Raw genomic sequence first — 25074 nt, 5'->3', positions numbered from 1 at the left:
CCGTCCCCGTCCGGTCCGGCTGTCACCCTGCCGATGTGGTTGGCGTGGACAACGAGCAGCGGACCGTCCTGATCACCGGGTGTTCCTCCGGGCTCGGCCTGGAGACCGCCGTCGAGCTCGCCGGCCGCGGCTGGCACGTCGTCGCCTCGATGCGTGACCCCGGCAGGCGCGCCGCCCTCGACGCGCGCACCCGCGAGGCCGGACTGGCGCCACTCGATGTCGTCCAGCTCGACGTCACCGACGCCGAGTCGGCCCAGCGCGGCGTCAAGGAGGCGCTCGAGCTGACCGGCGGCCGGCTGGACGCGCTCGTCAGCAACGCCGGCACCGCGAGCGGAGGCGCGTTCGAGGACACCGACGAGGAGGAGTGGCGCCGCGTCCTGGACACCAACCTGTTCGGCGCGATGCGGATGACCCAGCTGGTCCTGCCGGTCATGCGGCGGCAGCGGTCCGGGCGGCTGGTCCTCGTCTCCAGCGACTCCGCGCGCTACGGCAACCCCGCCCTGTCGCTGTACTGCGCGTCGAAGTGGGCGCTCGAGGGCTGGGCGGAGTCGCTGGCCTACGAGGTGGAGCCGTTCGGCGTCCGGGTGGTCCTGGTGGAGCCGGGCAACTACGACACCACGATCTGGGCGACGACGCCGCGCCTCACGCCGCCGGACAGCCCCTACGCCGGCCTGCTGCAGGCCGTGGAGCGCTTCGTCGAGGAGCAGCACCTCCCCCGCTCGCGCGACCCTCGCGAGGTGGCCCGCGCCGTCGCGCGCGCGCTGACGGCACGCCGCCCGGCGTTCCGTGTGCAGGTCGGGCCGGACGCCCGCATGGCCGCGGTCCTCAACAAGATCCCCTACCGGGTCGCGTCGGCCGCCGTCCGCCGAGCCACCGGTCTGCACAGCTGGAAGCCCTGACGGCGGTCAGCGCTCCGCGTTCGAGGCCTCGGCGGCGACGGCTACCAGCGCGTCGAGCACCCGGCGGACGACGAGCCGCTCGGCGGTGTCCGGCCGCATCAGCGCGTCCACGGTCCGCCCGGCCCGCACGCCCGCCAGCGGCACCAGCCGGACGCCGGGGTGGCCGCCGCCGGTGAACCGGGGCAGCAGCGAGACGCCGTGGCCGGCGGCGACCAGCGCCTCGGCGATGGAGAAGTCGTTGATCCGGTGCACGATCCGCGGCGCCGTCCCGGACGCCGCGGCCACGGCACCGAGCACGGTCGCCACGGGGAAGCCCTCGCGCACGGCGATCCAGTCCTCGTCGTCGAGGTCCCCGGCCGAGATCCGGTCGCGGCCGGCCAGCGGGTGGTCGCGGGGCACGGCGACGTCGAGCGGCTCGCGCAGCAGCAGGACGACGCGCAGCCCCGAGGCCGGCCACTGCGCGCCGTCGGGCCGGTGGGCGACGACGACGTCGACCCGGTCGGTGAGCGCGGGAAAGTCGTCGAGCGCGACGTCCTCGTCGGAGCACTCCACGGTGATGCCGCCGAGCGTCGCGACCCGGGTGAGCAGCGGGGGCAGGAGCAGCCGGGCGCCGCTCTGGAACGCCGAGACGCGGACCGTGCCCTCCGGCCGGTCGAGGAACACCGAGCAGGCCGCCCGCGCCCGCTCGACGGCGACCGCCACGTCGACGGCGGCGTCGGCGAGGGCGTCGCCGGCCGCGGTCAGCCGCAGTCCGCGGCCCACTCGCTCGGTGAGCGCGACGCCGGCCTCCCGGGACAGCGACGCGAGCTGCTGGGAGACCGCCGAGGGCGTCAGGTGCAGGACGGCGGCCGCGGCCGCGACGCCGCCCTGGCTGCGCACCGTCCGCAGGGTCTCCAGCGCCCGCACGTCCATGAAGCAACGCTACATCCTCGATGCAGGACTCTTCGCTGGTGTTGACGCGTCGGCCCGGGGAGGCTCGGCGCCGTGCCCACCCGCGACCGCCTGCTCGCCCTCGTCGTGGCCGTCGTCTGGGGCCTGAACTTCCTGGCGATCCACCTGTCGCTCGAGCAGTTCCCGCCCTTCTTCCTCGTGGCGCTGCGCTTCGCGGTCATCGCCGTCCCGACCGTGCTGTTCGTGCCGCGCCCGGGCGTCCCGTGGCGCTGGGTCCTCGGGTACGGCGCCGGCTTCGGCGTCCTGCAGTTCGTCTTCCTCTACGTCGCCATGGACACCGGCATGCCGACCGGGCTCGCCTCGCTGGTGCTGCAGTCCTCGGCGCCGTTCACCGTCGTCCTCGCCGGGCTGCTGCTGCACGAGCGGCTGAGCGCACGGCAGGCGGCGGGGGTCGGCCTCGCCGTCGCGGGCCTGGCCGGCATCGCCGTCCACCGGGCCGGGCTGGACGGTGGGGCCACGCTGCTGCCGGTGGTCCTGACACTGTGCGGCGGCCTGGGCTGGGCGCTGGGCAACCTGTGCAACCGGCAGGCGCGCCCGGCCCGGCCGTTCCGGCTGATGCTCTGGATGACCGTCGTGCCACCGCTGCCGATGCTCGCCCTCTCCCTCGCCACGGAAGGGCCCGCCCGCATCGGCACGTCGTTGACGACGCTCGACACCCGGCAGGGCGTGCTCGCGCTGGCCGGCCTGCTGTTCACCGTCGTCGTCGCCACGCTGCTCGGCTCGGGCATCTGGACGGCGCTGATGAGCCGGCACCCCTCGGGCACGGTCGCGCCGTTCTCGATGCTCGTTCCCGTCGTCGGCACGGGCGCGTCCTGGCTGTTCCTCGGCGAGCGCACGCCCCCGGTCGAGCTGGCCTGCGGCGTGCTCGTGGTCGTCGGCGTGCTGGTGGGCAGCCGGCCCCCGCGCTCCTATCCGCCGGCAGCGGGTGTGCCGACCCAGGAGACCCGCAGCGCCTCGGTGTAGGCGGCCGGGTCGAGGTCGGCCAGCAGCAGCCGCTGGAGGAGGAAGCCGAGGACCGCGGACAGCATCGTCGCCCCGAGGTGCAGCGGGTCGGCGTCGGCCGGGATGGTCCCGGCCTGCTGTCCCCGCCGCACGACCTCGACGAAGAACCCGCGGATCGTCCGGTAGGCCCGGTCGACGACGGCGTGCACCTCGGGGTTGCGCAACGCCTCACCCCACGCCTGGACGGCGACCCGGGTGAGGTCGACCTGCCCGCGCCCGGCCACGTCGGCGACCATCCGGACGGCGGTGGCCACGGCCGCGGCGGGATCCGGCACCGGCTCCTGCTGCAGCAGCACCTCGAAACGCGCCGCCGCCTCACCCACCACCCGCTCGACGATCGCCGCGATCAGCTCGTCCTTGCTGCGGAAGTAGCGGTAGACGGCGCCCGCCGACAGCCCGGACGCGGCGATGACGTCGGCCATGCCGGTCGCCTGGAAACCGTTCGCGGCGAAGCGGGTGGTGGCGGCGTCGAGGATCTGGTCGCGACGGGCGGCGAGGTGCGACTCGGATACGCGGGGCACTAAGCCACCATAAAGCGAACGATCGTTCTTGACGCGGTGCAGGGGCGGGTCCACACTCGACCGAGTAAGCGAACGGTCCTTCGTTTTACTGGAGTGGTCCACATGTCCGCCTCCCCGGAGCCCGCGGCTCCCCCCGCCGCCCGCGCAGTCCTGGTCGTGACCGCCGCGGTCGCCGTCCTGCTCACCGTCGTGCTCACGGCCTTCGCCTGGTTCGCCGTCCGCTCGGCGCCGCACGACCTCCCGCTCGCCGTCGCTGGGCCGCCGCCTGCCACCGCCCAGGTGACCGCCGCCCTCGACACCGCCTCCCCCGGCGCCTTCGACGTCCGGCCGGTCGACGACGAGGCCGCCGCCCGGTCGGCGATCGAGGACCGTGAGGTCTACGGGGCGGTCGTCGTCGACGCCTCCGGCCCGCGGCTCCTCGTCGCCTCCGCCGCCTCCCCCACCGTCGCCAACTCCCTGCGCCAGGTCGCGGCCGGCCTCGGCGCGGCGACCGGCGCACCGGTGCCGGTCGAGGACGTCGTCCCCGCTCCGGAAGCCGACCCCCGCGGCGCCGGCCTGGCCGCCGCCGCCCTGCCGCTCGCGCTGGGCGGCATCGTCACCGCAGGACTCACCTCGCGCCTGGTCCGCAGCCGCGGACGGCGGATCGCCACGGTGCTCGCCGCAGCGGTGGCCGGCGGCATGGTGACCGCGACCGTCCTGGGCACCTGGCTCGGGTCGGTCGAGGCCTCGTGGTGGACGACGTCGGGCGTGGTGGCGCTCGGCATCGCGGCGACCGCCCTGGTGCTGCTCGGCCTGCACGAGCTGCTGGGCACGCCCGGGCTGGCACTCGGCGCGGCGACGACGGTGCTGCTCGGCAACCCGCTGTCCGGACTGGCCGGCGCGCCGGAGCTGCTGCCCGGCGCCTGGGGTGCCGTGGGCCAGTGGCTGCCGCCGGGTGCGACCGGAACGCTGCTGAGGGCCACCTCGTGGTTCGACGGTGCGGGCGCCGGCTCGGCGCTGCTCGTCCTCGGCGTCTGGTGCCTCGCGGGCCTGGCGCTCGTCGGTACCGGCGCCGCCCGCGCCCGCCGGTCCCGACCCGCGAGGCCGGTCCCCGTCGAGCGGGAGGCCGTGCCCGTCTGAGCGGCGGGGACCGTGCTCCCGGGATGAGCCGCCCCGGTCCCCTGGTCTCCTCCACCGTGCCCGTCGTGCTCACCGCGCTGGTGGGCACGGCGGGCACCGACGTCGGCTCGGACTGGTACCGGCGTCTGGACGAGCCGCGCTGGCAGCCCCCCGGCCCGGTGTTCGGGATCCCGTGGACGGCGCTCTACGCGCTCCTCGCCACGGCCGGCACCCGGACGCTGCGGCGGGCCGGCGCCGGACGGCGGAGCTGGTCGCGGGCGTTCGCGGGAAACCTCGTGCTCAACGCCGGGTGGCCGTGGGCGTTCTTCCGGGCGCGCCGGCCGTCGCTGGCGGCGGCGGAGGCGGCGCTGCTCGCCTCCTCGTCCGCCGACCTCGCCCGGCGCTCCGCGCGGATCGACCGCACGGCCCGGCTGGCCCTTCTCCCCTATGCGGCGTGGACGGCGTTCGCCACGGCGCTCAGCGCGGAGATCGCCCGTCGCGACCGCCGCTGACGCCGTCCCCTGCGGCACCCGGGAGTTCATGATCGGATCGGTTCCGTGCAGGAGGTCGGTGTTCTCCGCGACCGGGGTGACGGGCGGGTGCGCCTCCCGCGGGCCTCCGGCGAGGCGTACCCGCGACACGCGCACGCGGTGCCGGCGCCACTCCGACGCCCGTAGACGTACGAAACCGTCCGGGACACGATGGGCCGGGCCTTCCGACAGCTCAGGGGGAAGGGCACATGGACAGGAAGCGGCGCGGGGTGCGGTCCGCGCGGTTCATCCCGGGCATCGGAGCGAGCGCGTGCGCGCTCGGGATGGTGGCCGCGATGGCCGCGGTCTCCGACACGCCGGTCGCCGGTGCCACCGGTGAGGGCCGTTCGTCGGCGGCAGTGGAGGCCGCCCACACGGAGGCCCGGGTGGGCGAGGCCGCGGACGAGGCCGGCCCGCTGGTGCTCCCGAGCATCGGTGTCACCGCACCCGGGTTCGAGGACGGCTGGGCGCCGGAATCTGCTCCGCGCCCGCTGCCGGACGCCGGCGGGTCGACCGCCTCGCCCGACGACCTCGACCCGTTCCTGCTCGACGAGTCCCACCTCGGGGAGGCGTTCCCGACGGATGGATCCGTGGACGAGCCGCCCCTCGCGGACGCGCTCCCGCCAACACCCGTTCCCGCCGAACCGGTCCCCGCGGCGCCTGCTCCCGAAGCTGCTGCACCCAAGGCGCCCGCACCGGAGGCGCCCGCTCCCGAGGCACCCGCTCCCGAGGCACCCGCTCCCGAGGCCCCGCCGGTGACAGAGCCGCCCAGCGAGCAGCCTCCTGCCGAGGCGCCGGCGGACGCGGCACCCCTCGCTCCGGCCGAGCCTGCACCACCGGCCGCCGAGCAGCCGCCGACCGAGGAGCCGCCCGCCGAGGAACCCCCGGCCGAGCAGCCCCCGGTGGAGGAACCTCCCGTCGAGGAGCCGCCCGCCGTGCAGCCTCCCGTCGAAGAGCCCCCGGCTGTGCAGCCTCCCGTCGGAGAGGCTCCCGTCGAGGAGCCCCCAGCGGAGCAGCCGCCCGCCGAAGAGCCCCCGACTGAGCAGCCCCCGGCGGAGGAGCCTCCTGTCGAGGAGTCCCCAGCGGAGCAGCCGCCCGCCGCGCAGCCTCCCGTCGAGCAGCCCCCGCCTGAGCAGCCGCCAGTCGAGGAGCCCCCAGCGAGCCAGCCGTCCACGGAGCAACCACCAATCGAGGAGCCCCCGGCCGCAGAGCAGCCCCCCGTGGAGGAGCCGGTCGCGGAGCAGCCTTTGGTCGCCCCGGCGTGCGAGGACCCCGTCGACCCGGCAGCGGCCGACGGCACTGCGGTCGACGACCCGGCGCTGGCCACGGAAGCAGCCGCCCCAGCCGACCCCGCGCCGGCGGAGTCCCCCGCGGCGACCGTCCCGGCGTGCACAGCACCGGAGGAGCCGGCCCCGGCTCCCTGACGCGGACGCACGGAGGCTCCCACCCGGATCCGGGTGGGAGCCTCTGTCGGTAATGCGCGGGTCAGCGCTCCGCGGCCTTGGCGAAGCTGCTCACGCACTCGCCCTGGTTGCGGAAGACCGGGTCGGTGCTGGTGGCCCAGCCACCGTTCTTGCACGCCTGCTTGCTGGGCACCCGGACGTGCTGGGCGAAGGTGTAGGTCGTGCCGGCGAAGCTCATCGACTCGATGACACCATCACCGACGGGTCCTCTCCCGAGCGAGAAGCCGAAGGCGAGGACGTCGGCCTGGGGTGCTGAAGCACGCCATTCGTCGAGCGTGCCGTACCAGGCGGTGTTGAAGATGCCGCCGCTGTCGTGCGGGGCGAGGGCCTTGCCCTCGGTCGTGCCGGAGGCCAGCCACCAGTTTTCTCCGTAGCCGGGGACGGTCGGCTCGCCCACCAGGATGCCGTCGCGATCACCGTCTCCGTCGAGGTCGATGACCAACTGGTAGCCCGGTGCAGCGCCGCTGGTGGCCACGTAGTCGAGGGTCGGGTCACCGGCCTCATCCAGCGGCGTGTTGGTGGCGACGTACTCGGCGACCTTGTCGGCGCTGGTGAGGGTGGTCACGCGGAGGCCGGTGCCCTCGACCTCGTAGTGGCCTGTACCCAGCACGGCACGGAACGCGGGCGCGAAGTCGTCCGGCACGTAGAGGGTGTCCGTGGCGGTCGGCGCGGCCGAGGCGGCCGGACCGGTGAACAGGATGGTCATGCCGGCGGCCAGGGCCCCGGCCACAGCGGTGCTGCGGCGCACGCGTCGTCTCCTCGAGAAGAGCGCCGGTCCCGATCGGCCGGCGCGCGGTGCGACGGACGCTAGGTCGCCCGGGCCGGCCCATCCCGGAGGTCGCGAGCGCGGGTCCGGCCCAGCGGCCCCAGTGCCCTCGCCCGTCCCGGTGACCCCGGTGGGCCGCCTGTGCGCGCCCGGACGAGGATGGGGCGTGCCCATCGACGCCACCACGAGCTACGCCGCCGACCCCGACCGCGTCCTCGCCGCCCTGACCGACGAGGCGTTCCTGCGCGAGGTCGCCCGGGCGCTGGAGGCGCAGGTGCAGGAGGTGTCGAGCCGCGCCGAGGGGTCGGGGACCACCACGCGGGTGCGGCTGACGGCGGCGACGACGGGCATCCCGCCGGTGTTCGCCCGGTTCGTCGGCAGGACGGTGCCGGTCACCGAGGTCACCACCTGGACCCCCGACGGGAACGGCGGCTACCGCGGCGCGCTCGACCTGCGTGCGGAGATCATGGGCCGCCAGGCCGTGGTCACCTGCGAGCGGCGGCTGACCCCGGCCTCGGGCGGCGGCACCCGCGCCACGGTGACCGGCGACGCCAAGGTCGACGCGCCCTTCATCGGCCGGAAGGCCGAGGGCGCCGTCCGCGACCTGGTGACCCAGGTGGTCCTGCGCCACGAGCACGAGGTGCTGCAGCGCCGCCTCGCCGAGGGCTGAGCTCAGGGAGCGACCGAGCCCCACCGCGCCACGTCGGCGCCGCTCTCGTCGACGAGCACGTACTCGGCGGCACCCGACGGGTCGTCCGCGCGGTGCCGGCTGACGACGTCGACGGCCTCGGACTCGGCGGCGGTCGCGTCAGCGGCGTCCCACTCGTGCACGACGGCGCCGTCGCCGGTGGTCAGGCGGTAGTGAGGCATGGCCGGACCGTATCGGCGGTCCGCCGTGCCCGCCGGTCAGGCGGGATGCACGATTCGGGCGGTCGCGGTGGCCGTGGCGAGCACCCGGCCCTCCCGCGCTACGACAGTCCGGCCAGCGCGCGGACCAGCACCTCCCGGGTGTCGGCCGGGTCGACGACGTCGTCCACCTCGAACGCCGAGGCGACGTTGAGCGCCCTTCCCTGCGCGTAGGACTCCGCCACCAGCTCGGCGTAGCGGGCCTCGCGGGCGCCGGGCGGCAGCGCCTCCAGCTCGCGCCGGTGCCCGAGCCGGATCGCGCCCTCCAGGCTCATCGGCCCGAACTCGCCGGTGGGCCAGGCCAGGGTGAGCAGCGGGACCCGCAGGTCGCCGCCGAGCATGGCCATCGCGCCCAGCCCGTAGGCCTTGCGCAGCACCACCGCCAGCAGCGGCACGCCCAGCTGCGCCCCGGCCACGTACAACCCGCCGAAGCGGCGCACGGTGCCGGTGCGCTCGGACTCCGGGCCCACCATGAACCCCGGGGTGTCGACCAGCGAGACCACGGGCAGCGCGGCGGAGGCGCACAGCCGCAGGAATGCCGCGGCCTTGTCCGCCGACTCGCCGTCGATGGCGCCGCCGAGGTGCCGCGGGTCGTTGGCCACGATCCCCACCGGCCGCCCGCCGAGCCGGGCCAGCGCGGTGACGATGCCGCGGCCGAACGCCGGCCGCAGCTCCAGCACGCTGCCGGTGTCGGCGAGCGTGGTCACCACGGGCCGGACGTCGTAGCTGCGCACCCGGTTGGCCGGCAGCGCCGTCCGCAGCGCCCGCTGGTCGGCGGCCTCCCCCGGCACGACCCGCCCGGTCAGCAGCCCGATCGCCTGCCGGGCGGCGGCCACGGCGGCGGCGTCGTCGGGCACCACGACGTCGACGACGCCGTTGGCGGCCTGCACCGCGGTCGGGCCGACGTCCTCCGGCGCGACGACCCCCAGCCCGCCGGCCTCGATCATCGCCGGGCCGCCCATGCCGATGCTGCTGTCCGCGGTGGCGATGACGACGTCGCAGCAGCCGACCAGCGCAGCGTTGCCGGCGAAGCAGTACCCCGAGACGACGGCGACCGTGGGCACCGTCCCGGCCAGCCGCGCCATCGTGGTGAAGGTCGGGACGTCGAGGCGGGAGAAGCCGCCGCCGTCGGTGTCGCCGGGCCGCCCGCCGCCGCCCTCGGCCACCAGCACCACCGGCAGCCCCCGCTCGGCGGCGACCTCGAGCAGCCGGTCGGTCTTGCGGTGGTTGGTGCGGCCCTGGGTGCCGGCCAGCACGGTGTAGTCGTAGACCAGGACCGCGCACGGCACGCCGCCGACCTCGCCGATGCCGGTGACCATGCCGTCGGCCGGCGTCCGAGCGACCAGCTCCTCCAGCGACCGCCGCGCGCGCTGGGCGGCGATGCCGAGCTGGCCGTACTCCACGAACGTGCCCGGGTCGACCAGCGCGGCCACCGTCTCGCGCGCGGTCAGCCGCCCGGCGCCGTGCCGGCGGGTGACCGCCTCGGGCCGGGCGGCGTCGAGGGTGGCGGCCCGCCGCTCCCGCAGCTCGGCGAGCTCCGGGCGGACGGCGTCGGGGTCGGCCGCCTCCGGGCCCGCGGCGGTGTCGCCGACGTCCCCGGGCACCACACCGCCGAGCACCGTCCCCGCGGTCACGACGTCGCCCACCCGCACGGCCAGCCCGGTCAGCACGCCGGCGGCCGGCGCGGGCACGACGTGCTCCATCTTCATCGCCTCGAGCACCAGCAGCGTCGTCCCGGCGGCGACGGCGTCGCCCGCGGCGGCGGCCACCTCCACCACCGCGCCGGACAGCGGCGCGGTGACCGGCAGCGCGCCGTCGGTCCCGGCGACGGCGGCCTGCACGGGTGCGTCGGGCACCAGGTCGGCCAGGCGGTCGTCGACGAGGTCGGTGGTCGCCCCGCCGTCGGCCACCCCGGGCAGGTCGAGCAGCGCGGCCAGCAGGTCGCGGTTGACCGGCACCCCGGCGACGTCGAGCTCGGCCAGCGCGCGGCGGCAGCCGGCCAGGGCCCGCGGCAGGTCGCGGTCGGAGACGACGACCTTGGCCAGCAGCGAGTCGTAGCGCGGGCCGACCTCGTCGCCGGCGACCACACCGGTGTCCACCCGCACGCCGCGCCCGGTGGGCGGCACGAACCGCTCGAGCCGTCCCACGCCCGGGTGCACCGTGCCGTCGGGCAGCAGCGTCTCGGCGTTCACCCGGGCCTGCACCGCCGCACCCCGGGACGGCGGCGGCGAGGCCAGCCCGAGGCCGGCGAGCGTCGCGCCCTCGGCGAGCCGGATGCCGACCTCGACCAGGTCCAGCCCGGTGACCTCCTCGGTCACCGTGTGCTCGACCTGCAGCCGCGGGTTGACCTCGAGGAAGGCCACCTCGCCGCCGCGGACGAGGAACTCGACGGTGGCCAGCCCGCGGTAGCCCAGCGACCCGCACAGCGTGGTGGCGTACGCGGCCAGGCGGGCGCGCAGGTCGTCGTCCAGCCCGGGCGCGGGGGCGATCTCGACCAGCTTCTGCCGGCGCCGCTGCAGCGAGCAGTCCCGGTCGCCGAGGGCCACCACCGCGCCCCGGTCGCCGGCCACCTGGACCTCGACGTGCCGGGCGCCGGTCAGCAGCCGCTCGACGTAGACCGCGCCGCTGCCGAAGGCCGCCGTCGCCTCCGACCGGGCGCGCTCGAGCGCCGCGGGCAGGTCCGCGGCGTCGCGCACCGGGCGCATGCCGCGCCCGCCGCCCCCGGCGACCGCCTTGACCATGACCGCGCCGCCGTCGCCGAGCCGGGCGAGGAAGGCGCCGGCGGCGTCGAGGTCCGTGTCGCCGTCGGTGGCCGCCAGCACCGGCAGGCCTAGACCGGCGGCGCGGGCGCGGGCGGCGGTCTTGTCGCCGAGCAGCGCGAGGGCCTCGGCGTCCGGTCCGACGAACGCGACGCCGGCGTCCGCGCACGCCCGGGCCAGGTCGGGGCTCTCGGCGAGGAAGCCCCAGCCCGGGTGCAGGCCGTCGGCGCCGGTGTCCACCGCGGCACCCACGACCGCGGCGACGTCGAGGTAGGCCGCCGGGCCGGTCCCGGGCAGGCGGACGACGTCATCGGCGCGGCGGGCGTGCAGGCTCCCCGCGTCGTCCTCGGGCGCGACCGCGACGGTGGACAGGCCGAGGGCGGCGGCGGTCCGGAGCACGCGGACGGCGACCTCGCCGCGGTTGGCCACCAGCAGGCGGGTGATCGTCATCGGCCGCGGAGTCTAGGCCGGGGTCAGACCCCCAGACCGGGCGCGGCACCACCGAGGCCGGCGTCCCGGGCCCGTGCCACCGCCTCGGCCCGGCTGCCCACCTCGAGCTCTGGCGAACACGGCCGAGACCACGTTGCGCACCGTCTTCTCCGACAGGTACAGCCGCCCGGCGATCTCGCCGTTGGACGCCCCCGTGGCCAGCAGCCCGAGCACCTCCCGCTCGCGGTCGGTGAGCTGCGGGAAGGCGGGGAGCCCGTCGCTGCGGGGGCCCAGCCGCGCCAGCGCCGCGCCCAGCCCGCGGCCACCGAGCCCCGTTGCTGTCCGGGATCGCCGCGGCGCTGCTGGCCGCCGGCAGCGTGGGCGGCGGCAGGTTCGCCGGCATGCGGCTGGTCGCCGGCGTCCTGGCCGGCGAGGGCGGTCCCGCGGCCGCCGAGACGTGGACGGCCGTGCAGCAGGGCCCGCCCTTCCTCGTCCTCGGCCCGCTGGTGCTCATGGCGGTCATCGGCACGGTGCTGGCCACGGTGGCGCTGGTCCGGGCACGGGCCGACGTCACGGTCTGGGCCGCGCCGGCCCACCTGGCCGGCTTCGTCCTGGCCGGCGGCGAGTTCCCCGCCGCCGTGAGCGTCCTCGGCGAGGCGCTCGTGCTGGCCGCGCTGGTCCCGGTGGCCCGGGCTGCCCTCCGCGGGTGACCCTCCGCGGGGAACCCCTCCCGTCCGGCGGCGCCGGGCCCGTCCTCCCCGGACGGGTCCGGCGCCGGGGCGCGGGAGGAGCCGGACCGGGGCAGGCTGGGCGCATGACGACGCCGGAGCCCGATCCCCCGCAGCCGCGCGACATCGCCCTGGAGATGGAGGACGAGGAGACCGCCGCCCACCTCGAGGCGCAGAGCGACCCCGAGCCCGCGCCCGGTCGCAGTGACTGAGCCGGGCCGTCCGGGCCGCTCCGGGCGTACCGTCCCGGGCATGACCGCCGACGCGGGTGCACAGCGGCTGGTCGCCGGCCGCTACACGGTGAACGGGATGCTCGGCCGAGGCGGCATGGGCGTCGTCTGGAGGGCCACCGACCAGGTCCTGGGCCGTCCGGTGGCGCTCAAGGAGGTCACCTTCCCCGCACACCTGACCGACGACGAACGCGAGGCGCTGCGCAACCGGACGCTGCGCGAGGCCCGGGCGGCCGCCCGCCTGGTGCACCCGTGCGTGACCACCCTCTACGACGTCGTCGAGGAGGACGGCCGGCCCTGGCTGGTCATGGAGCACGTCGAGTCCCGCAGCCTGCAGGAGATCGTGCAGCGCGAGGGCCCGCTGCCCTGGCGGGCGGTGGCCCGCATCGGCCTGGACGTGCTCGACGCGCTGGAGGCCGCGCACGCCGCCGGGATCGTGCACCGCGACGTCAAGCCGGCCAACGTGCTCGTCGGGCGGGACTGCGCGGCGCACCTCACCGACTTCGGCATCGCGATCGCCACCGGCGGCCCGTCGATCACCACGTCGGGCGCGATCATCGGCTCGCCGTCCTACATGGCGCCCGAGCGGGCCCGCGGCGAGGAGCCCGGCCCCGCCGTCGACCTGTGGTCCCTCGGCGCCACGCTCTACACCGCCGTCGAGGGCCGGCTGGCCTTCGACCGGCCCGAGTCGATGGCCACGCTGCTCGCCGTCGTCTCCGAGGACCCCGCGCCGACCGAGCTGGCCGGCCCGCTGGCCCCCGTCCTCGAGGGCCTGCTCACCAAGGAAGCCGCCGCCCGATGGGACGTCCCGCGGGCGCGCGCGGCGCTGCGCGCGGTGCTCGAGGGCGCCGGCCCCGGGCCGGAGTGGAACCCGCGCGCGCAGCGGTCCGGCGACGGGCCCGAGGACGGTTCCGGCGACGACGGGAACGCCGGCGGCCGCCCCACCCTCGGCGGCCAGGTCGAGCGCTTCGACATCGACGACCTGCGCGCCCTCGCCTCGGTGATCCACGGCGTCGCCCGGGACGCCCGCGACCAGGCGCGCCACCTCGCCGACCGGCGCAAGGAGCGCAAGGAACGCAAGGAGCTCGAGGAGAAGCACCGCAAGCGGGGGTCCCGGCCCGTGCGGGCGGCCGCCGCCCCGCCCGTGGCGGCGCCCGCGGCTCCGCCGTCCCGGCGCCGGCCCACGGCGCCCGTGCAGCGCCGCCGGTTCAAGCGCCGCTGGGTGGTCGTCCCGGTGCTGCTCGCCGTGCTCGCCGTGCTGGCCGCCCTCGCCGGGGTGGTGGCGCTACTGGCCGCGGCGTTCGGCGTGTGGTGAGCGACCCAGCCGGGACGCGTCCAGCCGCTGCGACGCCACGTAGTACAGGGTGGCGCCCTCCGGCACCGGGGTGTCCCACGAGGGGCTGACGAGCAGCCCCTCACCGGTGCGCATCGCGAGCACCGTGGCGCCGTGCTCGCGGCCGAAGGCCGTCTGGCACTCGCCGAACGTCCGCTGCGGCAGGTCGTGTGGCACCCGCACCGAGTAGGTGTTGCCGTGCCCGCCGGCGGTCATCAGCTCGTTGTAGACCTGGGTCAGCCCCGGGTCGGCGGCCTCCTCCGACAGCAGGAAGGGCATGTGCCACTGCACCACCTGCACGCCGGCGTTGACGTAGCGGAGGGTGTCGCGCCGGCCGAGGTCGCGCACGGCGGCGACCATGTGCACCTGCGGGTTGGCGTGGTCGACGGCGACCGCGATGGCGAGGGTCTCGTTGTCGTCGCGGCCGTCGATGACCGCCGTGCGCGCGCGGTCCACGCAGGCGCGCGTCATGACGTCGGCGTGCGTGAGGTCGCCGCGGACGAAGGAGACCCTCGGCTCCTCGGGCATGGGGTTGCCGGGCACGTCGTCGTGGGCGGCGAGCACCACCTGGGTGCCCGGCTCGACGGTGAGCTCGGCGACGATCCGCTCGGTCCGTCCCGGCGTGTAACCCAGGACGACCACGTGGTCCCGGAGGTCCAGGCCGACCACTCCTCTCAGCCGCTTGCCCCGCGCCGTCTGCAGGGCGGTGGCCAGCTCGGTGAACAACAGGGTCAGGGTGACGATCCCGCCGACGATGACGTAGGCGCCGACGAGGTGGCCGGGGCCGGACTCGGGGAAGAAGTCGCCGTAGCCGACGGTGGCGGCGGTGACGACGAAGTACCACCAGTAGTTGGCGGGGGTGACGAGCTCGCTGCCCGGCTCGGCCAGCGCCATGAGGCCCCAGCTGGTGAGGAACACCAGCGTGGCCACCGCCAGTGGCAGCCTCCAGCCGGGCAGCCGGATGCGGGCGAAGCGCAGCAGCCGGTGCAGGAAGAACGGCAACGCGGGGGCTCCCTCGACGGCGCGGCGGACACCGCAACCTACCGTCGCGCGGCGCCCCCAGGAGTCCCCCGGGAGCGGGACGGGTAGCGGCCGCCCATGCGCACCCGTGAGCTGCTCACCCACGCGTACTCGCAGGTCGGCGAGACGCTGCACGCCGCCGTCGAGGGCCTGTCCCCCGACCAGCTCGCCGCCCGGGTCGGCCCCGACGCCAACCCGATCGGCTGGCTGGCCTGGCACCTGCTCCGGGTGCAGGACGACCACCTCGCCGAGGTCGCCGGCAGCGAGCAGGTCTACTCGGCGCAGGGGTTCGCCGTCCGCTTCGGCCGGCCGGCCGACGACGCCGCCACCGGGTACGGGATGAGCAGCCTGGAGGTGGAGTCGCTGCGGGTGCCCTCCGCCGACCTGCTGCTGGAGTACGCCGACGCGGTGGCCGCCCGCAGCGCCGAGTACCTCGGGAGCCTGTCCGACGACGACCTCGACCGCGTCGTCGACGAGCGGTGGGACCCTCCGGTCACCCTCGGCGTCCGGCTGGTCAGCGTGCTCTCCGACGACCTGCAGCACGTGGGCCAGGCGGCCTACGTGCGGGGGCTGCTCGGCGCCTGAGGTCACAGCACCCGGGCGGCGAGCTCCTCGAGGACGGCCGCGGGCTCGGCCAGGCAGCGGGCGAGGTCGGCCACCTCCGTCAGGGCGTGCGCGGCGGCGAGGCCGGCGGCCGCGAGCTCGCCCGGTCCCAGGGCGACCCGGCCGGCCAGCCCGACGCAGGGCACCCCGGCCGCCCGGGCCCGGGCGGCGACGACGGCCGGCGCCTTGCCGCGCAGCGACTGCGCGTCCAGGCTGCCCTCCCCCGTCACGGCGAGGTCCGCGCCGGCCAGCGCCGCGTCGAGCCCGACGAGGTCGGCGACCAGCTCCGCCCCCGATCCGACCGTGCACGTCAGGACGGCGGCCACGCCCGCCGCGGTGCCGCCCGCCGCGCCCATCGCCGGCCGGCCCTCGAGGTCGATCCCCAGGTCGCGCCGGACGACGGCGGCGAACCTCCCGAGCGCGGCGTCCAGCTCGGCCACCTGCTCCGGCGTCGCACCCTTCTGCGGGCCGTAGACCGCGGCGGCGCCGTCCGGGCCGGTGAGCGGGTTGTCGACGTCGGTGGCCACCGAGACGGTGACCTCGCGCAGCCGCGGGTCGCGGGCGCCGACGTCGATCCGGTCGAGGGAGGCGAGGCCCGCCCCGCCGGGCGGCACGTCGCGGCCGGTCGCGTCGAGCAGCCGAACGCCGAGGGCCTGCAGCAGGCCCGCGCCGGCGTCGGTGGTGGCGCTGCCGCCCAGGCCGAGCACGACCCTCCGCGCGCCGGCGTCGAGCGCGGCCAGCAGCAGCTCCCCCACCCCGCGGGTGGTCGCGGTCATCGGCGCGGGCTCGGGGAGCAGCCCGAGCCCGGCCGCGGCGGCGAGCTCGACCACCGCCGTCGTCCCGTCGACGGCGGTGGTGGCGCGTACCGGCCGGCCGTCGGGACCGCTGACCGTCGTCGTCACCGGGCGGGCGCCGGCGCGCAGTGCGGCGGCCACCGTGCCCTCCCCGCCGTCGGCCATCGGACGGGTCAGCACCTCGGCGTCCGGGTGCACCCGGAGGAGGCCGCGGGAGACCGCGTCGGCGGCCTCCGCGGCGGTCAGGGTGCCCTTGAAGGAGTCGGGCGCGACGACGATCCGCACGCCCGGCAGCATGCCCTCCCCGCGCGTAGCGTCGGGACGTGACCGAGACCGCGCGCACCGACTTCTACGCACTCGAGGAGCTCCTCACGCCCGAGGAGATCGACGTCCGCGACCGGGTGGCGGACTGGTGCGCGAAGGAGGTCACGCCGCGGATCAACGACTACTGGGAGCGCGCGGAGTTCCCGTTCGAGCTGGTGCCGGGCTTCGCCGAGCTCGGCATCGCCGGCGGGACCATCGAGGGCTACGGCTCCCCTGGGATGAGCGCCGTCGCGGCCGGCCTGGTCGCCGCCGAGCTGGCCCGCGCCGACGGCAGCATCGGCACCTTCAACGGCGTGCACAGCTTCCTCGCGATGCAGTCGATCGCGCTGCTGGGCTCGGAGGAGCAGCGCGAGCGGTTCCTGCCCGCGATGGCTCGGATGGAGAAGATCGGCGCGTTCGGCCTCACCGAGCCGCGGCACGGCTCGGACGCCGTCGCCCTGGAGACCCGCGCCCGCCGCGACGGCGACTCCTACGTCCTCGACGGGCAGAAGAAGTGGATCGGCAACGGCTCGATCGCCGACTACGTGCTCATCTGGGCGCGCGACGAGGAGGGCCAGGTCGGCGGGTACGTCGTCGAGAAGGGCACGCCCGGCTTCACCGCGCGGGTCATGACCGGCAAGACGGCGCTGCGGGCCGTGTGGCAGGCCGAGATCACCCTCGACGGCGCCCGCGTCCCGGCCGAGAACAAGCTGGAGAACTGCCGGTCGTTCAAGGACGTGTCCACGATCCTCGACCGCACCCGCTACACCGTCGCCTGGCGGGCGCTGGGCGTGGCGATGGCCTCCTACGAGCTGGCGCTGGCGCACTGCCTGAGCCGCGAGCAGTTCGGCCAGCCCATCGCCGGCTACCAGCTCGTGCAGGAGAAGCTCGCGACGATGCTCGCCGAGATCACCACCATGCAGCTGATGTGCTGGCGGCTGTCGAGCCTGGCCGACACCGGCCGGATGACCGCGGCGATGGCGTCGCTGGCCAAGCGGCACTGCTGCGCCACCGCGCGGGCGATCGTGGCCGACGCCCGCGACCTGTTCGGCGGCGACGGGATCCTGCTCGAGCACCACATCGCGCGGCACCACGCCGACATCGAGGCGATCTACACCTTCGAGGGCACCGACCACGTGCAGGCGCTCATCGTCGGACGGGAGATCACCGGGCTGTCGGCGATCAGCGGCCGGCGGCGGTGAGTCGCGCGCTGAGCCCGCGCGGCTGAACGTGGCGACCTCCCAGGCCGGCCGGGACAGCCGTCGGCACTCCGGGCAGCCGGTGCGCCCGGCCCCGATGCGCTCCCACGTCTGGCTGCCCCGGACCTGCACGATCGCACCGCAGAGGGCCGGCTCCACCTCGCCGTCGAGTCCACCGGCCGGGCCGTGCCCCGCGTCACCGCGAGCCGACCCCCTCGTCCGGGGAACCGACCGGCGGCCCGCGGGTGGCACCTCCGGGCGCCTCGCGGCGTTACCGTCGGGGAGTCCTGCAGAGCGGAGGAGCGAGCGCGGTGGATCCAATCAGCCTGGTGGTCGGGGCGGCGCTGCTCGTCACGGGCTTCCTCGCCGGACGGCTCGGGCGTCGCCGTCCCGCCGGTCCCCCACCCACCCCGGTGCCCGTGTGCGGCTGCGGGCACCCGCTGAGCCAGCACGACACCGAGACCAACACCTGCTACGCCGAGCTGCGCCGCGACACCTTCGACAGGCGCGGCCGCTGGGCGGGGCACAGCTGGGTGCCCTGCACCTGCCGGCAGTACGTCGGCCCGCGCCCGATCGACGAGGTGTTCCTCCCCCGCGTCCTGCCCCCGTCCGACTGAGCTCCAGCGGCGGTAGGGCCGGCGGTCCGGCGCCGTTCCAGCGCTGTCGACATCGCCCTCCGCCGCGATCATGGAGCCGGCGCCGCGCCACGCCGTCGCCGGGCGGCGTGTCGCCGCCGCAGCTCCGTGATCGTCGCCGGAGCGCGGGAGGCGGACCGCCGACGGTCTCGGGGGCGGCGACGTGGCGCTGTCCGGCGTGATCACGGGGCGGGTGCCACGACGCGCCGAGGCCCGGCGGCGTGTCGCCGCCGCGGCTCCGTCATCGTCGCCGGCACGCAGCGAACGGGACCGCGGGCGGCCAGGGGCGCGGATCAGGCGGACGGCGTCGCGAGGTCGGTGAGGGCCGTGACCAGCGCGGCGACCCGGGCGTGGCCGAGCTCGGTGGTCAGCGCCGCCTCGTGCGCGGACACCAGCGCCTCGAGACGGTCCAGCCGGGTGCGGCCGCGGGCGGACAGGTGCACCCGCACCCGCCGGCCGTCGTCGGGGTCGGGCAGCCGGTAGGCCAGCGCGGCGTCGACCAGCCCGTCGACCAGGCGGGTGGCGGTCGGCGCCGGGACGCACAGCGCGGCACCCAGCTCGCTCATCGTCCGGCCCGGTCCGGAGGCGAGCGCGCGCATCAGCCGGTAGGTGTCCAGCGAGGCGCCGTCCTCGGCGAGCACCGCCCCGACCCCACGGGCGACCCGCCGCGAGACCACGCTCAGCAGCTCGACGAGCGAGGACGCCGGCGCCTCGGTCCGGGTGGCCTGCTGCTCGACCGCCATGGCCGCACCATACTCAGAGAGTGCCCGGACCGACCGTCCCGATGGACGCGTGGGAGGCCGCCGTCGCCGGCCGCTCCCCCGACGTCGTCCGGATCGGCCTGGCCGTCCCGCTGACCGGCCCGCTGGCCATGACCGCGCCCTCGGCCCTGGACCTCGCCGCGCTGGCCGCCGACGAGCTCACCGAGGCCGGCGGGGTGCGCGGCCGCGCGGTCGAGCTGGTCACCGTCGACGCCGGACAGCGGCCCGCGGAGGTGGCCGCCGAGGTCGCCGCGCTGCACGCCGCCGGCGCCGTCGACGTCCTCGTCGGCTTCTCCACCAGCGACGTGTCGCGTGCGGTCGCCGCCGCGCTGGCCGGGCGGGCCGGGTACGTCTTCACCCCGCCGCACGAGGGCGGCCGCGGCTCACGGGGGGCGCTGCGCATCGGCTCGTCGCCGCTGGTGCAGCACGCCGCCGCCCTGGCCTGGCTGGTGCGGCACCGCCGCGCCCGGCGCTGGGTCCTGCTCGGCACCGACTACGTCTGGCCGCAGGCGGTGCACCGCGCCGCCCGGACGGTCCTGCGAGACCTCGGCGCCGAGGTGGTCGGCGAGCTGCTCGTCCCCTTCGGCCCGGCCGACCCCGGCCCCGCGCTCGGCCTGATCCGCCGCACCCGCGCCGACGCCGTGCTGCTCAGCCTCGTCGGCCGCGACCTGGTCGCCGTCAACCGCGCGTTCGCCCGCGCCGGGCTCGACCGCCGCGTCGTCCGGCTGTCCGGGGCGCTCGAGGAGAACGGCCTGTACGCGGTGGGCGGCGACGGCACCGGTGAGCTGTACGCCTGCATGCCCTCGTTCGCGGCGGCCGACGGCGCCGCCGACGAGGGGCAGCTGGCCCTGCAGGAGCGGCTCGCGGCGCGCGTCGGGCCGAGCGCGCCGGTGGTGTGCGCCTACGCCCGCGGCGTCCACGACGGCGTCCGCGCCGCCGCGCGGCTGCTGGAGACCGGCGTCCCGGAGCCGCCGCGGATCCCCCGGCCGCGGCTGGCCAGGGCCGACGGGCTGGTGTTCCGCGAGGTCGGGTCGCGCGACTGACCCCACTGCTTCCGAACGGAAACAACTGTGGCCTACCCTCCCCGCGTCCGGCTGCGTGCCGGCCGAGAGGAGGAGCCGTGAGCGACCCCCGCACCACCCCGTCCCCCGACCTCACGAAGCCGGGTCGAGGAACCGGCGCCGGAGCCGTGCCCGCCGCCGGCGCGGCCGGCGTCGAGGAGTTCGGTTACCGCCAGGAGCTCAAGCGCTCGCTGACCTTCACCGACCTGCTGGTCTACGGCCTGGTCTTCATGGTCCCGATCGCGCCGTTCGGGATCTTCGGCAGTGTCTTCCAGGGCTCGGGCGGCATGATCGCCCTCGCCTACGCGATCGGCGGGCTGGCCATGGCCTTCACCGCCGCGTCCTACTCGCAGATGTCGCGGGCCTTCCCGATGGCCGGCTCGGTCTACACCTACGCCGGCCGCGGCATCGCCCAGCCGGTCGGGTTCATGGCCGGCTGGATGATCCTGCTCGACTACGTGCTCGTCCCCGGGCTGCTCTACCTCATCGCCGCGGTCGCGATGAACTCGATCCTCCCGTCGGTCCCGGTGTGGGTGTGGCTGATCGGCTTCGTCGTCCTCAACACCGTCGTCAACTACTTCGGCATCGAGTTCACCGCGCGGGTCAACAAGATCATGCTGGTCGGCGAGCTGATCGTGCTGGCGGTCTTCCTGGTCATCGGCGTCATCGCACTGGCCACCGGCGCGGGCCGCGGCTTCGACTTCACGCCGATCTACAACGCCGACACGTTCTCGCTGGAGCTCGTCTTCGGCGCGGTCTCGATCGCGGTGCTGAGCTTCCTCGGCTTCGACGGCATCTCCACCCTCGCCGAGGAAAACAGGGACTCGGCCCGCTCGATCGGCAAGGCGATGATCGCCGCGCTGGCGCTGGCCGGGACGCTGTTCATCGTCCAGACCTGGGTCGCCGCGCTGCTCGTTCCCGACCCCGACACGCTCATCGCCGAGGGCGACGCCGCCGGCACCGCGTTCTACGACGCGGCCGAGGTCGCCGGCGGCGCGTGGCTGGGCACCCTGACCGCCGTGGCGACGGCGATCGCGTGGGGCTTCGCCAACTCCCTCGTCGCCCAGGCGGCCACCTCGCGGCTGCTGTTCGCGATGGCCCGGGACCGGCAGCTGCCCGCCTTCCTCAAGCAGGTGCACCCGACCCGCCGCGTGCCGGTCAACGCCACGCTGCTGGTGGCGGTGATCTCCCTCGTGCTGGGTCTGTACATGGAGTCGCGCGAGGACGGGATCACGCTGCTGTCGACGCTGGTCAACTTCGGCGCGCTGTCGGCGTTCCTGCTGCTGCACGTCTCGGTGGTGTGGCACTACGTCGGCCGGCTGAAGAGCAGGAACTGGTGGCTGCACCTCGCGGTGCCCGTCATCGGGTTCGCGATCCTGGCCTACGTCGTCTACAACGCCCAGGTGGCCGCGCAGGAGCTCGGCTTCGTGTGGCTGGTCATCGGCCTGGTGCTCATGGGCGTGCTCATCGCCACCGGCCGCAAGCCCGAGATCCGAGCGGAGGAGAACCTGTGACGACGTCGCTGGAGGTCGTGTCGCTGGAGCCGACCCCCGACCAGTACCGCTTCTCGTTCGGCGGCGGCGAGCCGCTGATCACGGTGGCGCCGGGCACGGTGGTCGAGCTGACCACCGAGGACTGCTACGGCGGGAAGGTGCGTGGCGTCGACGACCTGCCCAGCCGGGTGTGCGACTTCCCCTACCTCAACCCGGTCAGCGGCCCGATCGCCGTCGAGGGGGCCGAGCCCGGCGACACCCTGGCGGTGCACCTGGTCGATATCGCGCCGGCCCGCGACTGGGCGGTGTCGAGCACGTTCCCGCACTTCGGCGCGCTCACCACCACCCACTCGACGGCGATGCTGCACGAGCCGCTCGAGGAGCTGGTCTGGCTCTACGAGGTCGACCGCGAGCGGGGCACCTGCCTGTTCCGCCCACGCCGCGGCGGCCCGGAGGTGGAGCTCCCGCTCGACCCGATGCACGGCACGATCGGCGTCGCGCCGGCCGCGGGCGAGGTGTTCGCCAGCATCACGCCGGGCGCGCACGGCGGGAACATGGACACCCCCGAGATGCGGGCGGGCACGACCGTCCACTTCGGCGTCAACGTGCCCGGCGCGATGCTCGCCCTCGGCGACGGGCACTGCCGGCAGGGCGAGGGCGAGGTCTGCGGCACCGCGGTCGAGTCGGCGATGCGCACGGTCGTCGTCGTCGACCTGGTCAAGGGCGGCGGCCCGGTCTGGCCACGGCTGGAGACCGACGAGTTCCTCATGTCGACCGGCTCGGTCCGGCCGCTGGAGGACGCCTACCGGGTGAGCCAGCACGACCTGGTCACCTGGGCGGCGCAGCTCACCGGCTGGGACCCGCTCGACGCCCTGCAGCTGGTCAGCCAGGCCGGCCTGGCGCCCGCGGGCAACGTGGTCGACACCAACTACACGATGGTCGCCAAGCTGGCGAAGCGGTACGTGCCCGGTGCCGTGGCGCACGACGGCGTCCACGAGCGGCTGCGGGCCACCGCCTCGGCGTACCTGCAGCAGCGCTGAGGACTCCGCCGGGCGTCCGGGGTGCACCCGGCCGCCCGGCGGGGTAGCGCAGCGGGACGCCACCGCAGTCGGAGGAGCACCCGTGCCCGAGTCCCCGCAGAACCGCCGGTCCAGCGGCCGCGCCACCCCCGGCCGCGCCGCCGGGTTCCTCCAGCCCAGCCGCCGGGCCACCCTGCTCGCGGCCACCGAGCCGGTCCGGGCCGCGGCCAGCGCCGGCGCGCTCGCGCTGACCTACCCTCTGCTGCGCGGCGCCCCGCGCGGCGAGCCGCACGGTGTCCTCGTGCTCCCGGGCCTCATGGCCTCCGACGCCTCGACCGTCACCCTGCGCCGCTGGCTGCGCGGGCTCGGCTACCCGGTGGTCGGGTGGGAGCTCGGCCGCAACCGCGGCCCCACCCGCGAGATCACCGAGCAGCTGCCGAAGCTGATCGAGCAGCTCGCCGACCGGCACGGCGGGCCGGTCAGCGTCGTCGGCCAGAGCCTCGGCGGCATCTTCGCCCGGCGGCTGGCGCTGCGGGTGCCGCGCCTGGTCCGCCAGGTGATCAGCCTCGGCTCGCCGTTCGGCCTGTCCGGGCGGCCTGCCGACGGCACGCCCGGTGCCCGCGCGTACGCCCGCTACCGGCACCTGCACGCCGTCCCGACCACCGGCCGGGGCGACCTGCGCGGCTCGCTGCCGGTCCCGAGCACCGCGGTCTACTCGCGCTGGGACGGCGTCGTGGACTGGCGGGCCTGCCGGCAGGCTCCCGGCCCGGGGGCGGAGAACGTCGGCGTGCACGCCAGCCACCTCGGGATGGGCCACGACCCGGCGGTGCTGTGGCTGGTCGCCGACCGCCTGGCGCAGAGCGGCGACGAGTGGCGGCCGTTCACCCCGCCGGCCCGCCTGCGGCTGCTCTACACCAGCGAGGACGACGTCACCGGCTGACGCCGCGCGCGCAGGACGGCGTCGGCCACGTGCCCCTCGTGACCGCCGTGACCCCCGTGGACGGCCTCGTGCCCGCGGGCCGGCCGCGGCCGGGTCTCGGCCACCTCCACCGTCCACTCGGCCGGGTCGAGGGCGGCGGCCATCTGCTCGCCGGTGGCGTACCATTCGGGCAGCCCCGGCCGCCGCACGCCGTGCGCGGCGTCGCCGCCGTCGTGGGCGGTCACCAGCAGCGTGCCGCCGGGCGCGACCGCCGACGCCAGCGTCCGCAGCACGTCGTCGCGGCGGTCGGGCAGGAAGTGCAGGAAGGACGCGGTCACCAGGTCCCAGCGCTCCTCCCCCGGCTGCCACGCGGTGATGTCGGCCTGGCGGGTCTCCAGCTCGACGCCGGCGTCCGCGGCGGCCGCGGCCGCCCGGTCGAGCGCGGTGCGGGAGACGTCGAGGGCGGTCACCTGCCAGCCGCGGCGGGCCAGCCAGACGGAGTCGCCGCCCTCGCCCGCGCCGGCGTCCAGGGCGCGGCCGGGCGGGAGGCCGGCGGCCTCGGTGGCCAGCACGTCGTTGACCCGGCCGCTCCAGACCCGGTGCCCGTTCGCGCGGTAGCGCTCCTCCCACCACCTCTCGCCGAACTCCGGGTCGGTCTGCGCGCGGACCACCTCGACCGCGGCGCGGGTGTCCTCGGCGACGAGGTCGGCGTTGATCTGCGCACCGGCCCCCAGGCCGGCGGCCGCCGCGCTGATCACCTGCGCGCTCAGGTCCGCGACGTTCCCGGCCGCCCAGACGCCGGGCACCGCGGTGGCGCCGCGCGGGTCCACCGGCACGTGCGACCCGACGACCGCCTCGCCCATCCGGAACGGCGCGGCCTCCAGGCCCAGCCCCGTGAGCACGGCCGAGCGGGCGGTGAACCGCGGGGCGACGACGACGGCCGCGCGGGGCACGACCTCGCCGTCGGCCAGCCGGACGCCGGTGAGCCGCCCGCCCTCGGTCTCCAGCGCCGCCACCTCGCCGCGCACCACCCGGACGCCGCGCGCGGCGAGCGCCTCGGCCGTGGCGTCGTCGGGTTCCGGCGCGGTGTGCAGGAACAGCAGGACGTCGGCGCTCCACTGCCGCCACAGCTGGGCCTGGTGCACGGACATCGGGCCGGTGGCGATCACGCCGACCGCCTGGTCGCGCACCTCCCAGCCGTGGCAGTACGGGCAGTGCAGGACGTCCGTGCCCCACAGCTCGCGCACCCCCGGGATGTCCGGCAGCTCGTCGGTGAGGCCGGTGGTGACCAGCAGCCGGCGCGCCTGCAGCACCCGACCCCCGGCCAGCTCCACGGTGAAGGCGCCGACCGTGCCGCCGGTCGAGGTCACCGTGTCCTGGACGAGCGCGACGCCGTACCCGGCGACCTCGGCCCGCCCGGCGGCGAGCAGGTCACCGGGCGGCGTGCCGTCGCGGCCCAGGTAGTTGTGCATCTCGTGCGCCGGCGCGTTGCGCGGCGTCCCCTCGTCGACGACGGCGACCGAGCGCCGCGCCCGTCCCAGCGCCAGGGCCCCCGACAGGCCCGCCGCTCCCCCACCGATGACCACCACGTCGTACGTCTCGTCCATGCCGACGACTGTGCGCCTGGCAGTGCCACCTTGACAAACACCTTT

The 25074-nt window shown here is 76.3% G+C and carries 27 protein-coding genes; 16 read left to right on the top strand and 11 right to left on the bottom strand.

Annotation, left to right across the window (positions count from 1 at the left end):
- Nucleotides 1–44 precede the first annotated feature (44 nt).
- Nucleotides 45–899: an SDR family NAD(P)-dependent oxidoreductase gene (locus BM414_RS17245; RefSeq protein WP_175551647.1), complete on the top strand. Its 855-nt coding sequence runs from the start codon at nucleotides 45–47 to the stop codon at nucleotides 897–899.
- Nucleotides 900–905: 6 nt separating this feature from the next.
- Here BM414_RS17245 and BM414_RS17240 read toward each other — a convergent pair whose 3' ends face one another.
- Nucleotides 906–1811 carry a LysR family transcriptional regulator gene (locus BM414_RS17240; protein ID WP_093581247.1) on the bottom strand — a complete coding sequence of 302 codons (906 nt, stop codon included), beginning with the start codon at nucleotides 1809–1811 and terminating at the stop codon, nucleotides 906–908.
- A gap of 72 nt (nucleotides 1812–1883) precedes the next feature.
- On the opposite strand from BM414_RS17240, the gene BM414_RS17235 reads away from it, so the two are divergent.
- Nucleotides 1884–2813 carry an EamA family transporter gene (locus BM414_RS17235; protein ID WP_093581246.1) on the top strand — a complete coding sequence of 310 codons (930 nt, stop codon included), beginning with the start codon at nucleotides 1884–1886 and terminating at the stop codon, nucleotides 2811–2813.
- Here BM414_RS17235 and BM414_RS17230 read toward each other — a convergent pair.
- Complete coding sequence (locus tag BM414_RS17230; protein WP_175551646.1) at nucleotides 2759–3373, bottom strand: TetR/AcrR family transcriptional regulator; 615 nt, start codon at nucleotides 3371–3373, stop codon at nucleotides 2759–2761. The genes BM414_RS17235 and BM414_RS17230 overlap by 55 nt on opposite strands.
- Before the next feature lie 102 nt (nucleotides 3374–3475).
- On the opposite strand from BM414_RS17230, the gene BM414_RS17225 reads away from it, so the two are divergent.
- Complete coding sequence (locus BM414_RS17225; protein WP_093581242.1) at nucleotides 3476–4492, top strand: hypothetical protein; 1017 nt, start codon at nucleotides 3476–3478, stop codon at nucleotides 4490–4492.
- Nucleotides 4493–4515: 23 nt separating this feature from the next.
- Nucleotides 4516–4983, top strand: coding sequence for a TspO/MBR family protein (locus tag BM414_RS17220; RefSeq protein WP_093581240.1), 468 nt, complete (start codon nucleotides 4516–4518; stop codon nucleotides 4981–4983).
- A 211-nt stretch (nucleotides 4984–5194) separates the two neighbouring features.
- Here BM414_RS17220 and BM414_RS28505 read toward each other — a convergent pair whose 3' ends face one another.
- A complete protein-coding gene (locus BM414_RS28505; RefSeq protein WP_139245918.1) occupies nucleotides 5195–5434 on the bottom strand; it encodes a hypothetical protein in 240 nt (79 codons plus the stop codon).
- Between the two features lie 787 nt (nucleotides 5435–6221).
- Here BM414_RS28505 and BM414_RS28500 point away from each other — a divergent pair.
- Nucleotides 6222–6425: a hypothetical protein gene (locus tag BM414_RS28500; protein ID WP_139245917.1), complete on the top strand. Its 204-nt coding sequence runs from the start codon at nucleotides 6222–6224 to the stop codon at nucleotides 6423–6425.
- Nucleotides 6426–6486: 61 nt separating this feature from the next.
- Here BM414_RS28500 and BM414_RS17210 read toward each other — a convergent pair whose 3' ends face one another.
- On the bottom strand, nucleotides 6487–7212 hold the full coding sequence (locus BM414_RS17210) for a hypothetical protein (protein WP_139245916.1): 726 nt from the start codon (nucleotides 7210–7212) through the stop codon (nucleotides 6487–6489).
- Nucleotides 7213–7396: 184 nt separating this feature from the next.
- On the opposite strand from BM414_RS17210, the gene BM414_RS17205 reads away from it, so the two are divergent.
- Complete coding sequence (locus BM414_RS17205) at nucleotides 7397–7900, top strand: DUF2505 domain-containing protein (protein ID WP_175551645.1); 504 nt, start codon at nucleotides 7397–7399, stop codon at nucleotides 7898–7900.
- A gap of 2 nt (nucleotides 7901–7902) precedes the next feature.
- On the opposite strand, the gene BM414_RS17200 is transcribed toward BM414_RS17205, so the two are convergent.
- From BM414_RS17200 to BM414_RS17190, 3 genes are all read right to left on the bottom strand, one after another.
- Complete coding sequence (locus BM414_RS17200; protein ID WP_093581232.1) at nucleotides 7903–8100, bottom strand: hypothetical protein; 198 nt, start codon at nucleotides 8098–8100, stop codon at nucleotides 7903–7905.
- 98 nt (nucleotides 8101–8198) lie between these two features.
- Complete coding sequence (locus tag BM414_RS17195; RefSeq protein WP_093581230.1) at nucleotides 8199–11345, bottom strand: acetyl-CoA carboxylase family protein; 3147 nt, start codon at nucleotides 11343–11345, stop codon at nucleotides 8199–8201.
- Nucleotides 11346–11357: 12 nt separating this feature from the next.
- The gene (locus tag BM414_RS17190; protein ID WP_425432359.1) at nucleotides 11358–11618 is read right to left on the bottom strand and encodes a response regulator transcription factor; all 261 of its coding nucleotides are present in this window, start codon (nucleotides 11616–11618) and stop codon (nucleotides 11358–11360) included.
- Between the two features lie 41 nt (nucleotides 11619–11659).
- On the opposite strand from BM414_RS17190, the gene BM414_RS17185 reads away from it, so the two are divergent.
- From BM414_RS17185 to BM414_RS17180, 3 genes are all read left to right on the top strand, one after another.
- Nucleotides 11660–12034: a hypothetical protein gene (locus BM414_RS17185; protein WP_093581228.1), complete on the top strand. Its 375-nt coding sequence runs from the start codon at nucleotides 11660–11662 to the stop codon at nucleotides 12032–12034.
- A gap of 104 nt (nucleotides 12035–12138) precedes the next feature.
- Nucleotides 12139–12264 (top strand): hypothetical protein, encoded by a 126-nt coding sequence (locus BM414_RS31405; RefSeq protein ID WP_281246746.1) that lies wholly within the window; start codon nucleotides 12139–12141, stop codon nucleotides 12262–12264.
- Nucleotides 12265–12304: 40 nt separating this feature from the next.
- Entirely contained in the window at nucleotides 12305–13597 is a 1293-nt protein-coding gene (locus BM414_RS17180; protein WP_093581226.1) for a serine/threonine-protein kinase, read from the top strand.
- Here BM414_RS17180 and BM414_RS17175 read toward each other — a convergent pair.
- Nucleotides 13568–14617 (bottom strand): ion channel, encoded by a 1050-nt coding sequence (locus BM414_RS17175; protein ID WP_093581224.1) that lies wholly within the window; start codon nucleotides 14615–14617, stop codon nucleotides 13568–13570. The two genes, BM414_RS17180 and BM414_RS17175, sit on opposite strands and share 30 nt — an antisense overlap.
- A 96-nt stretch (nucleotides 14618–14713) precedes the next feature.
- Between BM414_RS17175 and BM414_RS17170 the strand changes: the two genes are divergently transcribed.
- Complete coding sequence (locus tag BM414_RS17170; protein WP_093581222.1) at nucleotides 14714–15220, top strand: mycothiol transferase; 507 nt, start codon at nucleotides 14714–14716, stop codon at nucleotides 15218–15220.
- A gap of 2 nt (nucleotides 15221–15222) precedes the next feature.
- Here BM414_RS17170 and BM414_RS17165 read toward each other — a convergent pair whose 3' ends face one another.
- Nucleotides 15223–16317: a glycerate kinase gene (locus BM414_RS17165; RefSeq protein WP_245784791.1), complete on the bottom strand. Its 1095-nt coding sequence runs from the start codon at nucleotides 16315–16317 to the stop codon at nucleotides 15223–15225.
- A 38-nt stretch (nucleotides 16318–16355) separates the two neighbouring features.
- Between BM414_RS17165 and BM414_RS17160 the strand changes: the two genes are divergently transcribed.
- A complete protein-coding gene (locus BM414_RS17160; RefSeq protein WP_093581218.1) occupies nucleotides 16356–17537 on the top strand; it encodes an acyl-CoA dehydrogenase family protein in 1182 nt (393 codons plus the stop codon).
- Between the two features lie 308 nt (nucleotides 17538–17845).
- A complete protein-coding gene (locus BM414_RS17155) occupies nucleotides 17846–18151 on the top strand; it encodes a hypothetical protein (protein ID WP_093581216.1) in 306 nt (101 codons plus the stop codon).
- Nucleotides 18152–18462: 311 nt separating this feature from the next.
- On the opposite strand, the gene BM414_RS17150 is transcribed toward BM414_RS17155, so the two are convergent.
- Nucleotides 18463–18912 (bottom strand): MarR family winged helix-turn-helix transcriptional regulator, encoded by a 450-nt coding sequence (locus tag BM414_RS17150; protein WP_093581214.1) that lies wholly within the window; start codon nucleotides 18910–18912, stop codon nucleotides 18463–18465.
- A gap of 20 nt (nucleotides 18913–18932) precedes the next feature.
- On the opposite strand from BM414_RS17150, the gene BM414_RS17145 reads away from it, so the two are divergent.
- The 4 genes from BM414_RS17145 (at nucleotide 18933) to BM414_RS17130 (ending at nucleotide 23443) form a co-directional block, all read left to right on the top strand.
- Nucleotides 18933–19973, top strand: coding sequence for an ABC transporter substrate-binding protein (locus BM414_RS17145; RefSeq protein ID WP_139245914.1), 1041 nt, complete (start codon nucleotides 18933–18935; stop codon nucleotides 19971–19973).
- Between the two features lie 77 nt (nucleotides 19974–20050).
- A complete protein-coding gene (locus BM414_RS17140) occupies nucleotides 20051–21505 on the top strand; it encodes an APC family permease (protein ID WP_245784790.1) in 1455 nt (484 codons plus the stop codon).
- Nucleotides 21502–22524, top strand: a complete 1023-nt coding sequence (locus tag BM414_RS17135; protein WP_093581210.1) for an acetamidase/formamidase family protein — start codon at nucleotides 21502–21504, stop codon at nucleotides 22522–22524. The genes BM414_RS17140 and BM414_RS17135 overlap by 4 nt, the downstream gene beginning before the upstream one ends.
- A gap of 82 nt (nucleotides 22525–22606) precedes the next feature.
- Complete coding sequence (locus BM414_RS17130) at nucleotides 22607–23443, top strand: esterase/lipase family protein (RefSeq protein WP_093581208.1); 837 nt, start codon at nucleotides 22607–22609, stop codon at nucleotides 23441–23443.
- Here the strand turns inward: BM414_RS17130 and BM414_RS17125 are convergent.
- Nucleotides 23413–25029, bottom strand: coding sequence for an FAD-dependent oxidoreductase (locus BM414_RS17125; RefSeq protein ID WP_093581206.1), 1617 nt, complete (start codon nucleotides 25027–25029; stop codon nucleotides 23413–23415). The two genes, BM414_RS17130 and BM414_RS17125, sit on opposite strands and share 31 nt — an antisense overlap.
- Nucleotides 25030–25074: the final 45 nt, after the last annotated feature.

Source organism: Geodermatophilus amargosae (genome assembly GCF_900116515.1).
Classification (GTDB): Bacteria; Actinomycetota; Actinomycetes; order Mycobacteriales; family Geodermatophilaceae; genus Geodermatophilus; species Geodermatophilus amargosae.
Note: the sequence above shows the minus strand (reverse complement) of the source record. Positions and strands in the feature narration are given on the sequence as shown.